At 53.5% G+C, this 17,871-nt stretch carries 17 protein-coding genes and 1 tRNA gene; 10 read left to right on the top strand and 8 right to left on the bottom strand.

Going from position 1 to position 17,871, the window contains the following annotated elements; all coding sequences use genetic code 11:
* Positions 1–26 precede the first annotated feature (26 nt).
* The 4 genes from Yoon_RS09110 to Yoon_RS09095 form a co-directional block, all read right to left on the bottom strand.
* Positions 27–1,181, bottom strand: a complete 1,155-nt coding sequence (locus tag Yoon_RS09110; RefSeq protein ID WP_238111860.1) for an ABC transporter substrate-binding protein — start codon at positions 1,179–1,181, stop codon at positions 27–29.
* A gap of 287 nt (positions 1,182–1,468) precedes the next feature.
* Positions 1,469–2,644 (bottom strand): AraC family transcriptional regulator, encoded by a 1,176-nt coding sequence (locus Yoon_RS09105; protein WP_238111859.1) that lies wholly within the window; start codon positions 2,642–2,644, stop codon positions 1,469–1,471.
* A gap of 57 nt (positions 2,645–2,701) precedes the next feature.
* Positions 2,702–3,424: a MipA/OmpV family protein gene (locus Yoon_RS09100; RefSeq protein WP_238111858.1), complete on the bottom strand. Its 723-nt coding sequence runs from the start codon at positions 3,422–3,424 to the stop codon at positions 2,702–2,704.
* A gap of 17 nt (positions 3,425–3,441) precedes the next feature.
* A complete protein-coding gene (locus Yoon_RS09095) occupies positions 3,442–4,875 on the bottom strand; it encodes a S41 family peptidase (protein WP_238111857.1) in 1,434 nt (477 codons plus the stop codon).
* A 284-nt stretch (positions 4,876–5,159) separates the two neighbouring features.
* On the opposite strand from Yoon_RS09095, the gene Yoon_RS09090 reads away from it, so the two are divergent.
* On the top strand, positions 5,160–5,492 hold the full coding sequence (locus Yoon_RS09090; protein ID WP_238111856.1) for a hypothetical protein: 333 nt from the start codon (positions 5,160–5,162) through the stop codon (positions 5,490–5,492).
* Between the two features lie 63 nt (positions 5,493–5,555).
* Here Yoon_RS09090 and Yoon_RS09085 read toward each other — a convergent pair.
* Positions 5,556–5,645, bottom strand: a tRNA-Ser gene (locus Yoon_RS09085).
* 968 nt (positions 5,646–6,613) lie between these two features.
* Between Yoon_RS09085 and Yoon_RS09080 the strand changes: the two genes are divergently transcribed.
* The 8 genes from Yoon_RS09080 (at position 6,614) to Yoon_RS09045 (ending at position 15,474) form a co-directional block, all read left to right on the top strand.
* Complete coding sequence (locus Yoon_RS09080; protein WP_238111855.1) at positions 6,614–7,195, top strand: GbsR/MarR family transcriptional regulator; 582 nt, start codon at positions 6,614–6,616, stop codon at positions 7,193–7,195.
* Positions 7,196–7,232: 37 nt separating this feature from the next.
* The gene (locus tag Yoon_RS09075; protein WP_238111854.1) at positions 7,233–7,901 is read left to right on the top strand and encodes a DUF4166 domain-containing protein; all 669 of its coding nucleotides are present in this window, start codon (positions 7,233–7,235) and stop codon (positions 7,899–7,901) included.
* Positions 7,902–7,918: 17 nt separating this feature from the next.
* Complete coding sequence (locus tag Yoon_RS09070; protein ID WP_238111853.1) at positions 7,919–8,824, top strand: LysR family transcriptional regulator; 906 nt, start codon at positions 7,919–7,921, stop codon at positions 8,822–8,824.
* A gap of 75 nt (positions 8,825–8,899) precedes the next feature.
* Positions 8,900–10,975, top strand: a complete 2,076-nt coding sequence (locus Yoon_RS09065; RefSeq protein WP_238111852.1) for a hydantoinase/oxoprolinase family protein — start codon at positions 8,900–8,902, stop codon at positions 10,973–10,975.
* The gene (locus Yoon_RS09060; protein ID WP_238111851.1) at positions 10,972–12,657 is read left to right on the top strand and encodes a hydantoinase B/oxoprolinase family protein; all 1,686 of its coding nucleotides are present in this window, start codon (positions 10,972–10,974) and stop codon (positions 12,655–12,657) included. Before Yoon_RS09065 ends, Yoon_RS09060 begins: the two co-directional genes overlap by 4 nt.
* Positions 12,654–13,859, top strand: coding sequence for an FAD-binding oxidoreductase (locus tag Yoon_RS09055; protein WP_238111850.1), 1,206 nt, complete (start codon positions 12,654–12,656; stop codon positions 13,857–13,859). The genes Yoon_RS09060 and Yoon_RS09055 overlap by 4 nt, the downstream gene beginning before the upstream one ends.
* Positions 13,856–14,641, top strand: coding sequence for an HpcH/HpaI aldolase/citrate lyase family protein (locus Yoon_RS09050; RefSeq protein WP_238111849.1), 786 nt, complete (start codon positions 13,856–13,858; stop codon positions 14,639–14,641). Before Yoon_RS09055 ends, Yoon_RS09050 begins: the two co-directional genes overlap by 4 nt.
* On the top strand, positions 14,638–15,474 hold the full coding sequence (locus Yoon_RS09045) for an NAD(P)-dependent oxidoreductase (RefSeq protein ID WP_238111848.1): 837 nt from the start codon (positions 14,638–14,640) through the stop codon (positions 15,472–15,474). Before Yoon_RS09050 ends, Yoon_RS09045 begins: the two co-directional genes overlap by 4 nt.
* A 45-nt stretch (positions 15,475–15,519) precedes the next feature.
* Here the strand turns inward: Yoon_RS09045 and Yoon_RS09040 are convergent, their stop codons facing one another.
* From Yoon_RS09040 to Yoon_RS09030, 3 genes are all read right to left on the bottom strand, one after another.
* On the bottom strand, positions 15,520–15,783 hold the full coding sequence (locus Yoon_RS09040; RefSeq protein WP_238111847.1) for a hypothetical protein: 264 nt from the start codon (positions 15,781–15,783) through the stop codon (positions 15,520–15,522).
* A 156-nt stretch (positions 15,784–15,939) separates the two neighbouring features.
* On the bottom strand, positions 15,940–16,380 hold the full coding sequence (locus tag Yoon_RS09035) for a DMT family transporter (RefSeq protein WP_238111846.1): 441 nt from the start codon (positions 16,378–16,380) through the stop codon (positions 15,940–15,942).
* Positions 16,377–16,844 carry a DMT family transporter gene (locus Yoon_RS09030; RefSeq protein WP_238111844.1) on the bottom strand — a complete coding sequence of 156 codons (468 nt, stop codon included), beginning with the start codon at positions 16,842–16,844 and terminating at the stop codon, positions 16,377–16,379. Before Yoon_RS09030 ends, Yoon_RS09035 begins: the two co-directional genes overlap by 4 nt.
* Before the next feature lie 393 nt (positions 16,845–17,237).
* Between Yoon_RS09030 and rpsD the strand changes: the two genes are divergently transcribed.
* A complete protein-coding gene (gene rpsD / locus Yoon_RS09025) occupies positions 17,238–17,858 on the top strand; it encodes a 30S ribosomal protein S4 (RefSeq protein WP_238111843.1) in 621 nt (206 codons plus the stop codon).
* The last annotated feature ends 13 nt before the right edge of the window (positions 17,859–17,871 follow it).

The raw sequence follows: 17,871 nt of genomic DNA, 5'->3' as shown, positions 1-17,871 counted from the left end.
AAGCAGGGCCGCTTAGTAAAGTCAAATCAATCGTCAGACTCAAGCGTTCCCCAGAAGACACCCGAATAGTCGATGGGCAGGAACCTGTCGTGAAGCTCTGCCATTGTTGCATCTGGATCGACATCTTCGAACAGCTCTGGGTGCAGCCATTTCGCAAAAGCTTGCATCGCAACAAAGTGGTAAGGGCTGTTGTAGAACTGGTGATAGACGGAATGGAAACGCCCGTTTTTAACCGCCGACAGTTCTGGCCAACCGTCACGTGCTGCAAGTGCGGCAAGGCGTTCTTCTACCATCGCGGCGTCCGCTTCGTACCCGAACAGAACGGCCGTGGTTGCCGGGTTGGCTTCGGCCCAGTTTGCGCCGGTACCGATGATCACGTCTGGATCATCAGAGAAGATGGCCTCGAGGCTCACAGATGCCGAGAACCCCGGCGTTTTCGCAGACCCCCAGTTCCGGCCACCGGACAGATCAACCAAACGGCCAAGGTTGGCGGCACCAAATGTGCTGCAGCATTCCGCAGGATTATAGCCCGCAGCACGTTCGATAAAGACAATAGGACGATCTTCGACAGGGATTTCTTGCACGCGTGAATAGATAAGTTTCATCTGCTCTTGGTAATAATCACCAAAAGCATCCGCTTCGTCGCGACGGTCAAAGATACGCCCTAACAGTTGCAGGCTAGGCACTGTATTTTGTGTAGGGTCTTGGCGAAAATCGACAAAAACGGTCGCAATTCCAGCTTCTTCGAGCTTTTCAATAATTCCGCTTTCTTGGGCCTTCAGAAGGTTCCCAAGGTTCATCAAGACTACTTCTGTCCCCAGCGAAATAACAGCTTCAAGGTTCCATTCATCGTTGTACGGGCTACCAAAGCTAGGCAAATCCGCGATTTCCGGGAAAACCTCTAGATACTTACGATACGCATCAGGGTCATAGTTAACCATATCGTCTTTCCAACCAACGACACGTTGGAATGGGTTTTCTTGGTCAAGCAACGCGATCGAATAGATCATGCGCCCTTCACCAATTACGACATGGGATGGGTCGTGTTCAACTTCGACAACGCGGCCTGCGATATCGGTGACGGTAATTGTCTCTGCGGTGGCGAACGTGGCTGACGCGAAAGTAAGCGTCATAGCTGCGGTAGCGGAGCAAAGACCCCGCGTCAGTGTTCTGACATTCATGGGTCTCTCCTAAATTTAGCATAGCTGATGTTATGCTTGGCCGAGCGTAGACATTAACTGACTATAACTGTCAACTATTTTTAAAGCCGATTACACAGCCATAAAAGAAATTGAAAATGGACAGCGCCGTTCGTGATAATCATCAATGAGCATAGGGGATGCGCTGGCCATCAGAAAATCTACAAAATATAGTAAAATATACCGTCTTCACAGCCAAGACAGATGTTGTCTGACCAAACGCATTTTACATATTGTGGGACCAATATGAGGCGACCCGGCGAGTGGTATCACTTTTCTCGGATGTCTCGCGGGGTTTTTCCGGTCTCGCGTTTGAAGGCCTTGTAGAATGACGAGCGCGAATTGAAGCCAACGTCCAGAGCGATCACAAGAGTTGTTTCTTTGGTCGTGGTCAGCCGCTTGACAGCTTCTTTGATCCGCCAATAGTTAACGTAGTCAAAAAAGCTACGGCCCAACTGCGTGTTCAATGTCTGTGAGACGTAATGGGCGGTAACCGATATATGTTTTGATAAATCCCAAAGCGACAGATTTGGGTCGCGGTACAGCAAATCTGCTTGCATCGCGGTTTCAATCTTTGCTGCGATACGCTTTGCTCTTTCGTCATCCAGTGCTGAATGTTTATATTTGGATAATTCGGGACTGATCTGCTCTAACACAGGTTCAACCGATGGAGAACGTAAGCCTGGGCGTTGGCGCAGCCCCCAGACCCCAATAGTCCACATCAACACCAGAATAATTAACTCAGCAAGCACTTGGAAGATGGGAGTTTGCGTTACTTCCGCGCTCCAACCCAGACTGTCGGACAGTGTATCAATAAAACCTACCAATAAGTAGATGCCTGTACTGATGGTAATGAGCCAAATCCACGTCAACTCTCGGTTCTCGGTGCTCGCAAATATGTCCCGCAGCCTTTTTCGGTAACGCTGCAGCCTACGAATAGTCAGGGTGATATAGACGGTAACAATTGCCATAAATATCATATCCGCAACCAGCAAGAGCTGTGTGATCAACCGGATATGTGGCATCAGTTCTGTCGGCGGCGGGGTAATCCCGTTCAATATATCTGCAGGTATGGCAACCACGGGCGTGATACAGAGCGAAGCCGCAATGATGGGGCCGGCATGCCAAAACTTACAGGATACCGGCATGACCGGTCCTTCGCTGGTCAAAGCACGTACATATAGCCAGAACAGTAAAGGGCTTGCCAAATCAAGTGGGCTAATCAACACGTTGAGGTAGATTTGCCACGCTGTCTGCGCGTCAGGCCCATAGATAGCATCGGCTATCAAATCGGGTAAGAAGCTAAGCCCTTGAAACAAGAATAGTAGGGCCAAAGGCACGTAAACGCCTTCATCCCTACGGCGGAGCAACAGCAGGTTTGCACAAAATAGGCACAAGCCAGCAAGCGTGCTGTGAATGATCATAATAAGAGCGGCGAATGGCATGTTTGTTCCGGTCTCACGAAGCGCAGGGCAAGAAATGCCCTGCGCACGCATGTTTTTTTAAAATTGATACGCGATACCTAACAGCGCAGTGGCGTTGGTGTCAGCATCCAGCAACGGGCTGTCTTTCACATCTTCCAAATCTATAAACTCAACCTGTGCCACAAAGGTTACATTGTCGGAAACCGGGACAAGGGCCTCAACCGCGATAAATGGTAAAAATGCGTCATCAGCTAGATACACGGAGCGGCCGGCGGTGACTTCATCCGTGGTGACGCCGTAGTAATATTGGTTATGCTCTTCGGACGTGTAAGTCACCCCGCCTTTCACGGACAATGATGCGAACGAGAGATCTGTCGCATACCCAGCAGCAACGGTCGCAAAGTGCCCGCTTTTTGCGACCGACACGTCAACGGCGACCTCTCCTTCGACAAAGAACCCTCCAAAATCATGATCCACTGTAAGTTCGATCTGCAAATCAGCCTCGCGATCTAATCCGTCGAAGAATGCGATGTCTTGATCAAAAATGTCGCCGTAATTTGTACTTGCCCCAACGGACAGTGTCGTCTGTTCTGTGTTCATGAGATGATACGCCACCCCATCAAACCCAACGTGAAAGTGCTCGGTGTCGTATGCCACATAAGGCACAAGGCTCCAGTCGTCATGGTCGGAATAAACGCTCGCGTCGTTGCTGGTAAATGCACCTAATGTGAATGTCCCTTCAGCCCAGGCTGGGGTTGTAAGAATGGCTCCGAAAAGCAGTGAAGTTTTGATCAGTTTCATTGTCTTCTGGTCTTTCGTCATTTGTTCAGTTGAGATTGGATATGGGCGACAAGGGTCGCGACAGCGGCAGGATGGCTGTTGACGAGGGTGGTTTCGTTGAAAATATCCAAGGGAATGTCGGGCGTGATTCCGCGACCTTCCCACAAGATACCTGCGTGATCGCGATAAATTTCGTTTGATAAGGTCAGCGACCAACCGTTCGGCAAGGTCTTGTTCAACACATCTGAAAAGGACCCGTTGGTTGGCTGTCCAACATGCGTAACGTTGGGCAGTGCGCGCAGCGCCATCGTCATGGTTTCGCCTGCGCTGACGGTCGAATCCGTTGTCATCAGATAAACCGGGCCATCAAATGACGGGCGATCTGTGGGAACAATATATACGGATGTTTCGGGTGCACCTGCCGCGTCAAATGCCGCCTTGGTGTAGGCAAGCCGCTGCCGGTCGGCAAACCGGGCCGCAATTTCACGCCCCATATAGTCGCTCCCGCCAAAATTGAGGCTGGCGTCAATGATCACAGCGTTCACCTCCGCCTCTGCGAAGCTAATCATGATCTCGTCTAAGATTGCGTTGACCCGCTGATGCTCCTCGGCGTCATTCATCGTATTGGTGTCTGGAAAGAACGCATCGCTGGTGTAGCCCATCAGCATCAACACATTGATATAACCGATCTTACTATCAATCAGACCGTACTGTAATTTACCGCCAGCCGTCTCGCGCCCTTGGCCCGCCAAGATGTCTTCGGCCACGCCTTCGTTCCAATACCGATCAAGTGCCGCCAGCACGATTTCTTGCTTTGGGGTGTTACTTTCATCAGCCAACCGGATAGCCCCGCGACCAAGCTCGGTCGTGACTGGGTCGATACTGAACGCGCTACCGTTGATCTCGGCTTCCAACGATAGGTGGCTATCCATGATCGGAGCGACCATGTCAGAAAATAGCGCAAAGAGGTCTTCATCTGTCATGGACGAAGTCACTTCTGACCGAGCGGCGGCGACCTGTTGCGGCCAGTTCACACCATAAAGTTCAAAGAACGCATAATGCGCACTAAAGGCGGCAGCGAAGGCTTCAAAATTCCCGTGCGGCGTGTCCGGCAATGGCGTCGCACAGGACGCTGGGAGCGCGGGAATTCGAAGAAATACTATTTTGTGAGTCTCATAGGCATCGCCATACGCAAAGCTTTGGCCATCGGTTGCTTCGACAACATCATCCGGGCCAAGCACATGTTGAATGCCTGCGCTGGTGTCAGCATCAAAGACGCAAGTACCACCGGACAAATGATAGACGTCTCGTGTGTCGCCGCGCAGGTCGACAACGTAGCCGTACCCGTCGCTGACAAAAATCCCGTTCAAGCGTTCGTAAAGGGCGGCGGTTTCGCTCGAAACCCCGGTTCCACATGCCAAAAGTTGAAAAAATACCGTCGTTGAAATGACGGTTCGTACGTGTCGATACATATTGGGAAACCTCGTTGTTAAATCTTGAACAACTCATGACCCAACCGGGAATTCCTGTCGTCTCTCTCTATCGGGGCGGACAGCACGCCGAGGAAAAAAGGAGCTAAAAACAAAACAAAAGGGGCCAACGACTAAGAACCACCTACGAAGACCGCGTCCGCTTATTGGGCAATAGAAACACCCAGAATAGTTTAGTCGAGCACTGGTGCGAATGGTGAAATAGGTGAGGTGTGCGCCATAGCTTTCAGCCAGAGCGCGCCAAGGGCTCTGTAAAGACACGTGACTTGATCCATCTCGCATGGCAATTGAGGTCGGAAGGCGAGTTGGAACAAGCCTATAACGCTGACCGTGCAGGGTTTGCGAAGGCTGTCACTGAGTTGATGAAGACAGGTTCCACCGCTGCCTTCCAACAGATCGCACAGCAAGCAGACGCCGCCGCATGGACCCCTCTGGACAATGATGCCGCAATGACCGCTTGGCAATCGCCTGACTTCCCACAAGCGCTGATGGATGCAGGCTTAGAGCCGATCTTTGACGGTGGCGTGGTCTCTATCAACATCCCCGGTCGTGGCGTGGTCATTCTACCCACCACTAACCGTGCCGCCTTATGGTGGTAAATGCAAGAAAAAAGGGCCTAAGCCCTTGTTTTGGTACAACATGAAGTTTCTGGAAGTGTATGGTGGCGGAGACGAAGGGATTCGAACCCTCGAGACGGTTTCCCGCCTACTCCCTTAGCAGGGGAGCGCCTTCGACCACTCGGCCACGTCTCCGCCGACGCGTATAAGTGCGTGAAACCTGAGAAACAAGGCCAAAAAAACCTTGGCTGTGAAATAGTCTTGGGACTGAGGGTTTCGCAAATAATCGTATGGATTGTCATGTCCATATCGCGCGTTTGGGCCGCGCGAATAGGGGGGTAGTGACCTGCCAGAATGGGGGAGATATGCTTGGCCGCACTTGTTTTTCTAGGGCAAAGCGATTGCGGCATCTCGTCGTATTCGATGATGAAACCCACGTTGTCGCCAGAGGGCTTGCCGCGTTCACCCTATTGCGCAACTGTGTCCCAATAATCGCCCCAAATTGGCGCCGGGGTGTTCATCCCACCAGGGCCCACGACGTTTTGATTGCCGCCGCCATTGGGTTGGGTATTGTCGCGCGGATCCCGTTTGGTCGCGCTATCATCAAGGTTTTGAGCCCAGTTGGCATAGTCCTGAGTTTTGTCGGTAAGCCAAGTCCAACGATCAAAGGAATTGCCGGTGTCCGATACCCCCTAGGAGCGGGCCGATCTTGATGCGGTAGTGGCTGTCAGTAGCGTAATCGTCGGGGAGTTCTCAGGCGTACTTGCCCTCATCATCGAGGTAAAAACAAGGGCGTTTTCAACCCGAGTAGTCAATGAGGCCATATAGCCGCCTTTGCTTTGTGCCAGCCGCGAGATCAAATGAGAATGCACGTTCTCCCTTGCGGTTTGCAGGGATGGGCTTGAAGGCCGGTAGCGGAACCGCGCCCCAACGTGTCGATGCACCAGCCCAAACCGTCCTTTTTATCCAAATTATCCGCGGGATAAGCAAACGGCGGTGGCGATGGTGAGTTTATGGGGCCGGTTCACGGTGCGTCTCCATCAAGCTTACCCTTTGTGCGCGCGGACAAGGGTCTTCCGTCGCCGCCCGTGAAAGTTATGCGCCTGTGGAGCCGATGTCACCCGCCTTGCTTGCCGCGCCTGAATAGGCTTGCAATTGCTTCGATGATTTCCTATATTTCTGTTATGACAGAAATTACAGATATAAAAAGCCCGCAGGCCATTGATCAGTTTATTCTGTATTGGGGTGATATGGGGGGGCAGTGGGGCGTTAATCGCTCTGTTGCGCAGGTGCACGCGCTTTTGTTTTTGGCGGTCGCACCCATGAATGCGGAACAAATTTCCGACCGCCTGGGAATTGCCCGTTCTAATGTGTCGAATTCGCTCAAAGAATTGGTCGCGTGGCGGCTGATCCGACGGGTGCCAATCGCAGGGGATCGTCGTGAATATTTTGTGGCTGAGGCCGACGTTTGGGAAATGGCCTTGCGTATTGCCCAAGGCCGACGTGAACGCGAAATTGATCCTGCGATGTCAGCCATCGCGGAATGTGTTGAGCTTGCGCGAGACGATCAATCTATCGCGCCCGAAGTTTTGCAACGCCTGACAGAAATGCAAGGATTTTTAGACAATACCACGCAGTGGTATGACCAAATGCGTGATGTCCCCAAGGCGCAGCTTATCCGGTTGGTCGGTCTTGGCGATAGGGTCATTAAGTTACTGAAATTTGCTGGCGGGAAACGGAAATAGCCCGCTGATCTCTTTTGAAGATTTGGAAGGAAGCATCATGTCATCGATCCATATTGCGCCTGAGGTAAAGCAAACCCCAATCTGCATTGATCCGCAAACTACCGATCTTCGATTTCGCAGCCTTTTGGGCGTTGGCGCGTGGGCGCGGTTGCCCGTGGCTATCCGTAAACGCTTTGGTAAGCGACTGTGCGCGGGGCAAAGCGTGGCCTATCAGGGTGTCGTCACCGCGATGCGGATGAACCCGGCAGGATGGCTTTTGGCACAGGCGGCCCGCATCATTGGCGCGCCGTTTCCGTTTGACCGCAGCAGCTTGCACCAGCCCGCTGTGGTTGTTGTGACCGAAGACGGGGCAAGCGACGGGCAGTTTTGGGTGCGCCAATACGGCCGTGCGCATGGATTTCCGCAAGTTGTATACAGCTCAAAGCGGTTTGCCGGGGTGACCGGTCTAGAGGAATACATCGGCTATGGGGTTGGGATGGCCTTGCAGGTGGAAGCCACTGATGATGCGTTGTTGTTCAAAAGCGACCACTTCTTTCTGCAGATTGCGGGGCGCAGGCTGCGCTTACCGCGCGCTTTGAGCCCCGGCAAAGTGGTGGTCGGGCATCATGATTTGGGTGACGGGTGTTTCCGGTTTTCTTTAGCGGTGACACATCCGCTGTTTGGGGCCATGTTGCACCAAGATGCGGTGTTTCGTGATGCCCACTAAATAATGATCGGTTGCGGATGCGCTTGAACCTCAAACAACTTGAAGCCTTCATATGGGTCGCAGATATGCAAAGCTTTCGACGGGCGGCGGACCGGCTGAATACCACGCAGCCGAATATCTCGGCGCGTATTGCGCGGCTTGAAACTGTGCTGAACACGCAATTGATGACGCGCGACGCAGGATCTGTGCATCTTACGGATAAGGGGCGCGATCTGTTGGCACATGCACGGCGTGTTATGGACGCGGCGGATGCGATGATTGTGGCTGCCGATCAAAAGCAACTGGTGTCAGGGACGTTGCGGCTTGGGGTGACTGAAATGATCGTGCATACGTGGTTGCGCGACTATTTGCGTGCGCTCAAAGAGACCTACCCGAATCTATCGGTCGAATTGACAGTGGATCTTTCCGCCAACCTTGAACGTGGCCTCGAAGAACGGACACTAGATTTGACCGTGCAAAACAGGCCGTTCCAACGGCTTTCCAGCGGTGAAACCCCGCTTGGTTCCTATGACATGGTCTGGGTTGCGGCACCCGATGTTGCCGTGACAGGTCCAGCATCTATGGAGGATTTGGCGCGCCACCCGATCCTGACACATGCGCGCAATACCCGCCTTTTTGATCAGGTTGCCGCACATTTCGCGCAGCGGAGAGATTTGAATGTGCATTTGGTGCCTTCCAGTAATCTAGCGGCTTGTTTGCATATGACACTGGATGGGATGGGCATTGCGACGCTCCCGGCGGCGATGGTGGCCGCCGAAATCGCGTGCGGAGCACTGCAAAGAATGACCTATGATTGGGCACCGACGCCGTTAGATTTTTATGCCCGGTTTGATGCCGAAAAGGCACCCGGTGTCGTTGCCCAATGCGCCGCAATCGCAGCGGGAATTGCGCAAGCGTATGATAAAAAAATGCTATCCTTGTGATCGTATTAAACAATTTGTGATGATCTATCGTTGCGGCTAGCATTCTCTCAGACAACAGTTTGGGACCCGTCGTTTATGCAACATAATATCAGGCTAGGCGTCGATATCGGCGGCACATTTACCGATGTCGTGCTAGAGATTGGCAGTGATCAGTTTTCGACCAAAGTGCTGACCACATACGCGGCCCCTGAAAACGCGATTATCGATGGGATGCATCAGGTTTGCGCCAAGGCGGGTATCACGCCAGGGGCGATTTCGCAGATTATTCACGGCACCACTTTGGCGACAAATGCGCTGATTGAACGGCGCGGGGCTAAGACCGCGTTGATCACCACCGAAGGCTTTCGCGATGTGATTGAGATGCGTACCGAAAGCCGGTTTGAGCAATATGATCTGAACTTGCAATTGCCCGAACCGCTGTTGCCGCGCCAGCATCGGTTTACCTTGTCTGAACGGATGGATGCGCAAGGGCGGGTGTTGATTGCGTTGGAACGCGCGGATGTCGAAGCTCTTGCTGATCAGATCGCACCGATGGGATTTGACAGCATCGCCGTTGGCTTGATCCATGCCTATCTGAATGACGCCCATGAACAGATGATCCGCGACGTGTTTGCGCAAAAACTGCCGGATGTGATGGTTTCTATTTCATCCGAGGTCTCCCCCCAGATGCGCGAATATGAGCGGTTCAACACGACGGTCGCCAATGCCTATATTAAACCGCTGATGAAATCCTATCTGGGGCGGCTCAAAGGGCGCCTTGCGGAGGAAGGCACCGCATGTCCGATCTTTTTGATGCATTCGGGCGGCGGGATCATCAGTCTCGAAAGTGCAGCAGAGTTCCCTGTGCGTTTGGTGGAATCCGGGCCCGCTGGTGGTGCAGTGTTTGCTGCGAACATTGCCGCGCGGTATAATCTCGATAAAGTATTGTCATTTGATATGGGCGGTACAACTGCCAAAATTTGCCTGATCAAAGACCAGACGCCCAAAACCGCACGCGTGTTTGAAGTTGCCCGCACGTATCGATTCAAAAAAGGATCAGGCATGCCGATTTCGATCCCTGTGATCGATATGGTGGAAATTGGGGCAGGGGGGGGCAGTCTGGCGCATGTAGATGCAATGCGCCAAATCCGTGTCGGCCCGGAAAGCGCCGGATCTGAACCCGGCCCTGCCTGTTATGGGCGTGGCGGACAGCGTCCTGCGGTCACGGATGCTGACCTGACATTGGGCAAGCTGGACCCTGATAATTTCGCGGGCGGGTCTATTCCATTGCACATGGATGCCGCTGCGACAGCCCTATCTGATTTGGGTGCGCCGCTCGATATGGATGCGCTGACCGCCGCCCATGGGTTGGCCGAAGTGGTCGATGAAAACATGGCCAACGCCGCGCGTGTGCATGCGGTTGAAAATGGCGAAGACCTTGCCGATTACACGATGATCGCCTTTGGCGGCGCGGCCCCGTTGCATGCGGGGCGTTTGTGCGAAAAGCTGGGCGTGCAGCGGCTTTTGGTGCCGACCGGTGCCGGGGTCGGATCAGCCATCGGGTTCTTGCGCGCGCCATTTAGTTTTGAAGCAACCCGCAGTGTCTATATGAAACTGTCAGATTTCGCGCCCTCGACCGTGAAAGCGTTGCTTTCGGATATGGAGACCGAGGCGACGGGGTTTGTGCGTACCTGCGATGCTTCCGCTGAAATTCATGCCGAATATAAAGTCTATATGCGCTATACCGGACAGGGCTGGGAAATCCCGATTAGCTTAACCCGTGCGCAAGCGATAGCCCCAGATACGGAGACTTTCCAAGCCTTGTTTGAAGCGGATTATGCAGCATTGTTCGGGCGCACAGTTGCCGGGATGGATATTGAGATCACAGTTTGGGCGGTAAATGCAACGACGGAAGCCGCGCAGGTTGACGCGTTGGCGGACACCGCAGAACAGACGCATGCGCAGTCCACAGCGTCGCGCAGACTATTTGACCCTGCACTGAGCAAGGTCGTGGATGCGGCGGTGATCGCACGCGCCGATCTGGCACCAGGGGCGACTATTCCCGGCCCAGCACTGATCACCGAGGACGAAACAACGATTGTCGTCCCAAGCAGCCGCCAAGCCACGGCGCGCACGGACGGCACAATTGACATCAATGAGGTGAAAGCATGAGCAACGTCGCCAACCAAGTCATGTGGAACCGCTTGATCTCTATCGTCGAAGAACAAGCGCAAGCGTTGGTGCGCACCGCGTTTTCAACGTCGGTCCGCGAAGCTGGCGATCTTTCGGCAGGCGTCTATAACGCAGATGGATTGATGCTGGCCCAAGCCGTGACAGGCACGCCCGGTCACGTGAACGCGATGGCTGATGCAGTCGCACATTTCATCCGGCGCATCGGGAGTGAGAATATCTGCGAAGGTGATGTCTATATCACCAACGATCCGTGGGAAGGTACCGGACACCTGCACGACATTACGGTCGTCACCCCATCGTTTCACAATGGAAACCACGTGGGTTTCTTTGCCTGCACCGCCCATGTCGTCGATATCGGCGGGCGTGGGTTCGGCGCGGATGCAGCCAGCGTCTACGAAGAGGGCATCTATATCCCGATCATGAAATTTGCGGATCGCGGCGCGGTGGATCAAACCTTGATCCATATGCTGCGCGGCAATGTGCGTGAACCTGATCAACTGATTGGTGATCTGTACGCGTTGGCCACCTGCAATGAGATCGGTCAGCGGCGGCTTGCCGAAATGATGGACGAATTTGCACTTGTTGATTTGGACGGGATCGGCGCGTTTATTTTGGACAACTCGCGCCGTGCAACGCTCGAAAAAATCGCGGCTCTGCCACAGGCCAGCGCGGATGGCGGCATGACGATTGATGGCTTTGATACGCCGATTGATTTGCGGGTCAAGCTGACCATCGAAAAAGATCGGATGGTTTGCGATTTCGCAGGGACATCGGGGCTTGATAAAAAAGGGATCAACGTGCCGCTGGTCTATACAAAAGCCTATGCGTGCTATGCGCTGAAATGCGCGGTTGCACCTGAGATTCCTAATAACGCGGCCTCCTTAGCCCCGTTTGAGGTCGTGGCCCCAGTTAACAGTATCGTCAATGCGGTGCATCCGGCCCCCGTGGCGCTGCGTCATATCATTGGGCATATGATCCCCGATACGGTTTATGATGCGCTTGATCAAATTTTGCCCGCCACCGTGCCTGCCGAGGGGGCCGGATGTTTATGCAATTTTCAGGTCAGTGTGCGCCCCGCAGCAGGGCAAGAGGGTACACGCGCCGAAGTTCTGGCCTTTAATTCAGGTGGGGCAGGTGCGCGCCCACGTGTCGATGGGTTAAATGCGACTGCGTTCCCGTCGGGTGTGATGACAATGCCGATCGAGGCCACAGAACACACCGGCCCCGTCATTATCTGGCGCAAAGAATTACGCCCTGACAGCGGTGGCGCGGGGCAATATCGCGGCGGCTTGGGCCAATATATGGAGGTCGGGGCACGCAGCGGGCATGAATTTGATTTTTCCGCGATGTTTGACCGGGTCCACCACCCGGCGCGTGGCCGCCAAGGCGGGGCCAGCGGCGCGGCCACGACAATTGCGCGCGATGATGGTGCCGCCATGCAAGGTAAGGGGAAACAGTTTGTGCCAGATGGCGCGCGGGTGATCCTTGGTCTGCCAGGCGGTGCAGGCTATGGTGACGCGGCAGCTCGCGACCCTGATCTGGTCAAACGTGATCTGGCGCGTGGCTATATTTCAGCGCAAGCAGCGATGGATGATTATGGGCTGAGCGCGCAAAGCGTTGCTGATATTTTGGATGCTGTTGCAAAGGGGGAGAGTGCATGACGCAGACACCTGCGAAAACCAGCTATGATGTCGTGATCGTTGGCGGCGCGATGCTTGGTTCATCGGTTGCGTGGTTCTTGACGGATAATCCCGGCTTTGACGGGTCGATCCTCGTGGTGGAACGCGATCCGACCTATGAATTCACGTCAACCTCGCACACGAATTCCTGCATGCGCCAGCAGTTTAGCCAAGAAATTAATGTGCGTATTTCGCAATTTGCGGCTGACTTCGTCAAAAACTTCCGAGCCTATATGGGCAATGACCCACGTGTGCCGACCGTCGCGCTACAAAGCTATGGCTATATGTATCTGGCCGATAACGCTGGCTTTGCCATGACCCTACGTGAGAACCAAAAACTACAAGAAGCCTGTGGCGCAGGCACAAAGCATATGACCCGCGATGAAATTGCGGCGGCTTATCCGTTCTACCAGCTTGATGATATTGTCGCAGGCAACCACAATCTGATCGACGAAGGGTATTTTGACGGAAACACGCTGTTTGATTGGTGGAAACGATCAGCACGTGAACGCGGCGTGGAATATGTGACAAACGAAGTCGTCGCGATGACAAAAGACGCAAGCGGTACGCGCGTTGAAAGCGTCACGCTCAAATCCGGCGAGGTGATCAACTGCGGCACGGTGGTCAACGCCAGTGGCCCGCGCGCGGCCCTGACTGCAAAGATGGCGGGTGTTGATATCCCGGTAGAGCCGCGCAAACGGTATACTTATATATTCGAGGCAGAAAAGCCGCTGGATAGTGACCTGCCGCTGACGATTGATCCATCGGGCGTGCATATGCGTTCCGAAGGGACATATTATCTTGCTGGCTGCCCGCCCGATGACGATCCGGCCGTAGATCATGATGATTTCGTGCAAGATCACAGCCTGTGGGAAGAAAAGGTCTGGCCGATCCTCGCGACGCGTATCCCACAGTTTGAAGCGATTAAATTGCGCAACTCTTGGGCGGGGCATTACGCCTATAACGTCTTTGATCAGAATGCGATTGTTGGGCCGCATCCCGAAGTCATAAACTTTATCTTCGTGAATGGATTTTCAGGACATGGGTTCCAGCAAAGCCCTGCAATGGGGCGCGGCGTAGCAGAGTGGATAACCGCAGGTGCATATTCTAGTCTGGATTTGACCCCGTTTAGTTTTGACCGCATCGCCAGCGGCATCCGTTTTGAAGAAAAGGCCGTGATATGAAAATGCAAACCAACAAGTTTCTTTCCGCGATGCAAGCGGGTGAAAAGCAGGTCGGTTGTTGGATTAGTCTTGCCAATGCCTATTCCACCGAAGTTGTGGCCGGAGCTGGCTTTGACTGGCTGGTCGTTGATCTTGAACATACGCCGGGCGATATGCAAGATGTGTTGGGGCAGTTGCAGGCCATCGCACCCTACCACGCGACTGCAATTGTGCGCACGCCGGTCAATGATCCGGTGATCGTTAAACGGCTGCTTGATCTGGGGCCGGAAGGTATCTTGTTCCCAATGATCCAAACCGTCGATGAAGCCCGCGCCGCTGTGGCCGCAACCCGTTACCCGCCGCACGGTATCCGTGGCGTGGCTGGGATTGCACGGGGCAATCGGTTTGGACGCGTCACAGACTATTATGAAGACGTCGCGGCGCAAACCTGCGTTATCTTGCAAATCGAAACCTGCGCTGCACTTGATCAAGCGGTCGAGATTGGCACTGTCGATGGTGTTGATGGCGTGTTTTTTGGGCCTGCGGATATTTCGGCTGATATGGGGCTGCTGGGCCAGCCGTTGCACTCGGATGTCTGGGCGCGGATCAAGCCTGCTGCGCGCAAACTAATGGATTTGGGCGTGCCTGTTGGTACGTTAGTCACTGAACCGGCGTTCGCGGCTGATCTGCTTAATGATGGGTTCACATTTGTTGCCTGTGCCACTGATATCGGTGTGCTGGCAAAATCAACCGATAGTCTGATGGCGCAGATGCGCAAATCTACCAATAAGGAAAACACATGAAGAAACTTGTTTTGACCGGGGCTGCAGGCCGTTTGGGGTCATACTTGCGTGAACCGCTAACAAAGATGTGCGATGAATTGGTGTCGACCGATCTTGCTGCGGATATTGGCAACACATTGCCCGGCGAAACCTATGTGCAAGCTGATCTTGGCGATCTGGCCGCGCTTGAGGCAATGCTTGAAGGGGCGGATATGGTCGTGCATTTTGGCGCCATCGGCGATGAGGCCGCGTGGGACGATATCCTGCATTCTAACATCATCGGGGCCTATAATGTTTGGGAGGCCGCCTACCGCCAAGGCGTGCGCCGTGTTGTCTACGCAAGCTCTGTGCATGCGGTGGGGATGCATTTGAAAACCGACGTGATCGATCTAGATGCGCCGCATAAGCCGGACACTTACTACGGGTTGGCAAAGTGTTTTTGCGAGGACCTAGCGAGCCTGTACTGGGACAAGCGCGGCGTGGAATCGGTCTGTATGCGGATTTTCTCATGCGCGCAGGCAAATAACGCGCGGTCGCTTGGGACGTGGCTTTCCTATGATGATTTGATCCATCTGGTCGAACGATCCATCGATTCACCAGTTGTGGGCTTCACGAAGGTTTGGGGAATTTCCAACAACGACCGCGTCGTTGTTGATAACAGCAAAGCCGCGCATTTGGGATATCGCCCGAAAGACAACGCCGAGGTCTTTGCCAAAGAGATTCTGGCCGATACGCCGCCGCTTGATAACAAGGACCTTGCGAACCTGTGCATCGGTGGGCCGTTCGCAACGGTTGATTTAGGGAATTCTGGTGTTGCGGCGCTAGGCGTCGTGGATGACCGCAAAGAAAACTAAAATAGATTTGCCCCGATACAAAGTCGGGGCAAATCCAAGACAGGCTTAGCTGTCCATTTTTGCAGAAATTTCATCAAGTGAAGTGCAAACGGCTTCGATGTCGTCTGCTTCGGCAGCAGCTGCAATAGCAGTCTGAAGCTCAGTTGAAATTTCCATCATCATTTCTGGGTTTGTTGCAGCCATAGCTTGCATGCCGGTTGAAATTTCCATTGTCTTTTCTTGGATGGATGCTTCCGTGCACTCAGCAGATGCAGTTGTTGCGATTGTAGCGAATGCGATAGCTGCTGAAATTTTCAACACGTTGTTCATTTTAGGTTTTTCCTATTTTGAGTTTCGAACAGTGGCTATCTGTTACAAAAAATGAACGCTGTCCATAGGTATTTTGGGGTTGGCAAAATGCCGCCTGAAATTCAACTTATAGGCGCATTTTTCTTGCGCATCACGGATTTTTGATTGTACTTTTGATCACCCTTTTTTGTCGCGCTTTGTGGGACCGCGTGCCACCCAAACCCCGCCCAAAATGCACAAAACACCGATGACACGCGCGGATGTACTGCCGGGGGCTTTGAAAAAAATATCGAGGAGCACCCCCGATATCATCTGGCCCGCGATAATGAGCATAGCCGTATGCGCAGCGCCGATTCGTGGAATCAACCAACTGCCCGCTGCGATAAACACGACGCCAATGGGGCCACCCAAATAAGCCCACCAGGGGGCATCGCCGGGGGTGCCCGCGAAAAGCCCACCAATGGTCAGCGCAATACATGTAATAAAGACAAGCCCAATAAGGTGGTTCCAAAATGAGGATTCAAGCGCGGAGGTCGACAGTGCAAGGCGCCCGTTGATCTGACGGCTAAGCCCGACCAACAGTCCTGCAAGGACTGCAAGTGCCGCATAGACTATCATGCGCCGCCCCCCAAGAAGATCAAAATCAGACTGCCCGCGAGGATAAAAGTCATGGATATATAGTCGCGTGACGTCGGGCGGCGCTTGGGCAGTCCAAACAGCCCCCGCACATCGGCAAACAGACTAAAGACCACTTGCCCCGCTAATCCCAGCGCAATAGTGCCCGAAAGTGCGAGCGCGGTGTTCATCGTCGCCGAGGTTAACATCACGGTTACGCCGCCTGAAATCCCGCCCAAATAGCCCCAAAGCGGCGGGCGAACGGGGGCAGCGCGTTTGGGGCGTAATACGACCAGAAAAGATAGCGCCACGATGCTGCCCGTCAGATGTGGCACCCATGACGCGAAAAACAACGACCCATGCGCAGCAAGGGTCCCGTTGCATAAGACCATTAGCGTCAACAGGCCGCCGGCCCCAAAGGCTGCTGCAAAGTGGAAGGATTGTGTGCCGCGCACTAAATCTGTCATTTGCAATGCATTGCGGTTTTGTACCGCAGGAGCAAGAGCAGATTACGCGCATGTGGGGTTAAACAGAACCGCCACATACGCGCCTAAATCGTGAACATAATACGGATTAATCAAAAACAAATTACTCGTTAAGCATGGAAACTGACATTCATCAGTGCCATGAGCGGTTTTTAGCCCATCGATATGTTGAGAATTTGACGTAATTTGTGCATTCCTAAGACTCCGTTGTACTCAATTCGGTCACAATTCGATTAATTATTGACAGCAACCAGATCACCACTATAAGCGCGCTTTCATTGGTGTTGGTGGACCTCGCAAGAGGAACCCTGTCGTTCCGGCAAAATCCGGGAAAAAGGACAACGCCCTTCGTACTCTAAAGAAGGAGATCAGCGTATGACTAAACGTACCGCTGCCAAATATAAAATTGATCGCCGCATGGGCGAAAACATCTGGGGTCGTCCTAAGTCACCAGTAAACCGTCGTGAATATGGCCCCGGCCAGCACGGTCAGCGCCGTAAGGGTAAACTTTCCGATTTCGGTACACAGCTGCGCGCAAAGCAAAAGCTAAAAGGTTACTACGGCGACCTGACCGAGAAACAGTTCCGTCGCATCTACGGCGAAGCTGAGCGTGTAAAAGGCGATACAGGTGAAAACCTCATCGGTCTGCTCGAGCGCCGCTTGGACGCTGTTGTTTACCGCGCGAAATTCGTGCCAACTGTTTTCGCTGCACGTCAGTTCGTGAACCACGGCCACGTCACAGTGAACGGTAAGAAAGTGAACATTCCTTCCTACCGTGTGAAAGAAGGCGACGTGATTGAAGTGCGTCAGAAGTCCAAGCAATTGGAACTGGTTTTGGTTGCGTCTCAACTGCCAGAGCGTGACGTGCCTGACTACATGGAAGTTGATCACTCTAAGATGGTTGCGACATTCGTACGTACACCAGCTTTGGGCGATGTGCCTTACCCGGTCACAATGGAACCAAACCTCGTGGTCGAATTCTACGCCAAGAACTAATCGTTCTTGCAAT

Origin of the sequence: Yoonia sp. I 8.24 (assembly GCF_022096995.1) — a bacterium.
Taxonomy (GTDB): domain Bacteria; phylum Pseudomonadota; class Alphaproteobacteria; order Rhodobacterales; family Rhodobacteraceae; genus Yoonia.
The sequence above is the reverse complement of the archived record's forward strand: the minus strand, read 5'-3'. Positions and strand labels throughout refer to the sequence as shown.

What these genes read in the sequence shown, in the direction of transcription:
- Yoon_RS09060 (WP_238111851.1), top strand. Translation starts at nt 10,972, where the DNA reads ATGAGCAACGTCGCCAACCAAGTCATGTGGAACCGCTTGATCTCTATC.
- Yoon_RS09110 (WP_238111860.1), bottom strand. Translation starts at nt 1,181, where the DNA reads ATGAATGTCAGAACACTGACGCGGGGTCTTTGCTCCGCTACCGCAGCT.
- Yoon_RS09055 (WP_238111850.1), top strand. Translation starts at nt 12,654, where the DNA reads ATGACGCAGACACCTGCGAAAACCAGCTATGATGTCGTGATCGTTGGC.
- Yoon_RS09100 (WP_238111858.1), bottom strand. Translation starts at nt 3,424, where the DNA reads ATGAAACTGATCAAAACTTCACTGCTTTTCGGAGCCATTCTTACAACC.
- Yoon_RS09080 (WP_238111855.1), top strand. Translation starts at nt 6,614, where the DNA reads ATGATTTCCTATATTTCTGTTATGACAGAAATTACAGATATAAAAAGC.
- Yoon_RS09095 (WP_238111857.1), bottom strand. Translation starts at nt 4,875, where the DNA reads ATGTATCGACACGTACGAACCGTCATTTCAACGACGGTATTTTTTCAA.
- Yoon_RS09075 (WP_238111854.1), top strand. Translation starts at nt 7,233, where the DNA reads ATGTCATCGATCCATATTGCGCCTGAGGTAAAGCAAACCCCAATCTGC.
- Yoon_RS09045 (WP_238111848.1), top strand. Translation starts at nt 14,638, where the DNA reads ATGAAGAAACTTGTTTTGACCGGGGCTGCAGGCCGTTTGGGGTCATAC.
- Yoon_RS09070 (WP_238111853.1), top strand. Translation starts at nt 7,919, where the DNA reads ATGCGCTTGAACCTCAAACAACTTGAAGCCTTCATATGGGTCGCAGAT.
- Yoon_RS09050 (WP_238111849.1), top strand. Translation starts at nt 13,856, where the DNA reads ATGAAAATGCAAACCAACAAGTTTCTTTCCGCGATGCAAGCGGGTGAA.
- Yoon_RS09065 (WP_238111852.1), top strand. Translation starts at nt 8,900, where the DNA reads ATGCAACATAATATCAGGCTAGGCGTCGATATCGGCGGCACATTTACC.
- rpsD (WP_238111843.1), top strand. Translation starts at nt 17,238, where the DNA reads ATGACTAAACGTACCGCTGCCAAATATAAAATTGATCGCCGCATGGGC.
- Yoon_RS09105 (WP_238111859.1), bottom strand. Translation starts at nt 2,644, where the DNA reads ATGCCATTCGCCGCTCTTATTATGATCATTCACAGCACGCTTGCTGGC.
- Yoon_RS09030 (WP_238111844.1), bottom strand. Translation starts at nt 16,844, where the DNA reads ATGACAGATTTAGTGCGCGGCACACAATCCTTCCACTTTGCAGCAGCC.
- Yoon_RS09035 (WP_238111846.1), bottom strand. Translation starts at nt 16,380, where the DNA reads ATGATAGTCTATGCGGCACTTGCAGTCCTTGCAGGACTGTTGGTCGGG.
- Yoon_RS09040 (WP_238111847.1), bottom strand. Translation starts at nt 15,783, where the DNA reads ATGAACAACGTGTTGAAAATTTCAGCAGCTATCGCATTCGCTACAATC.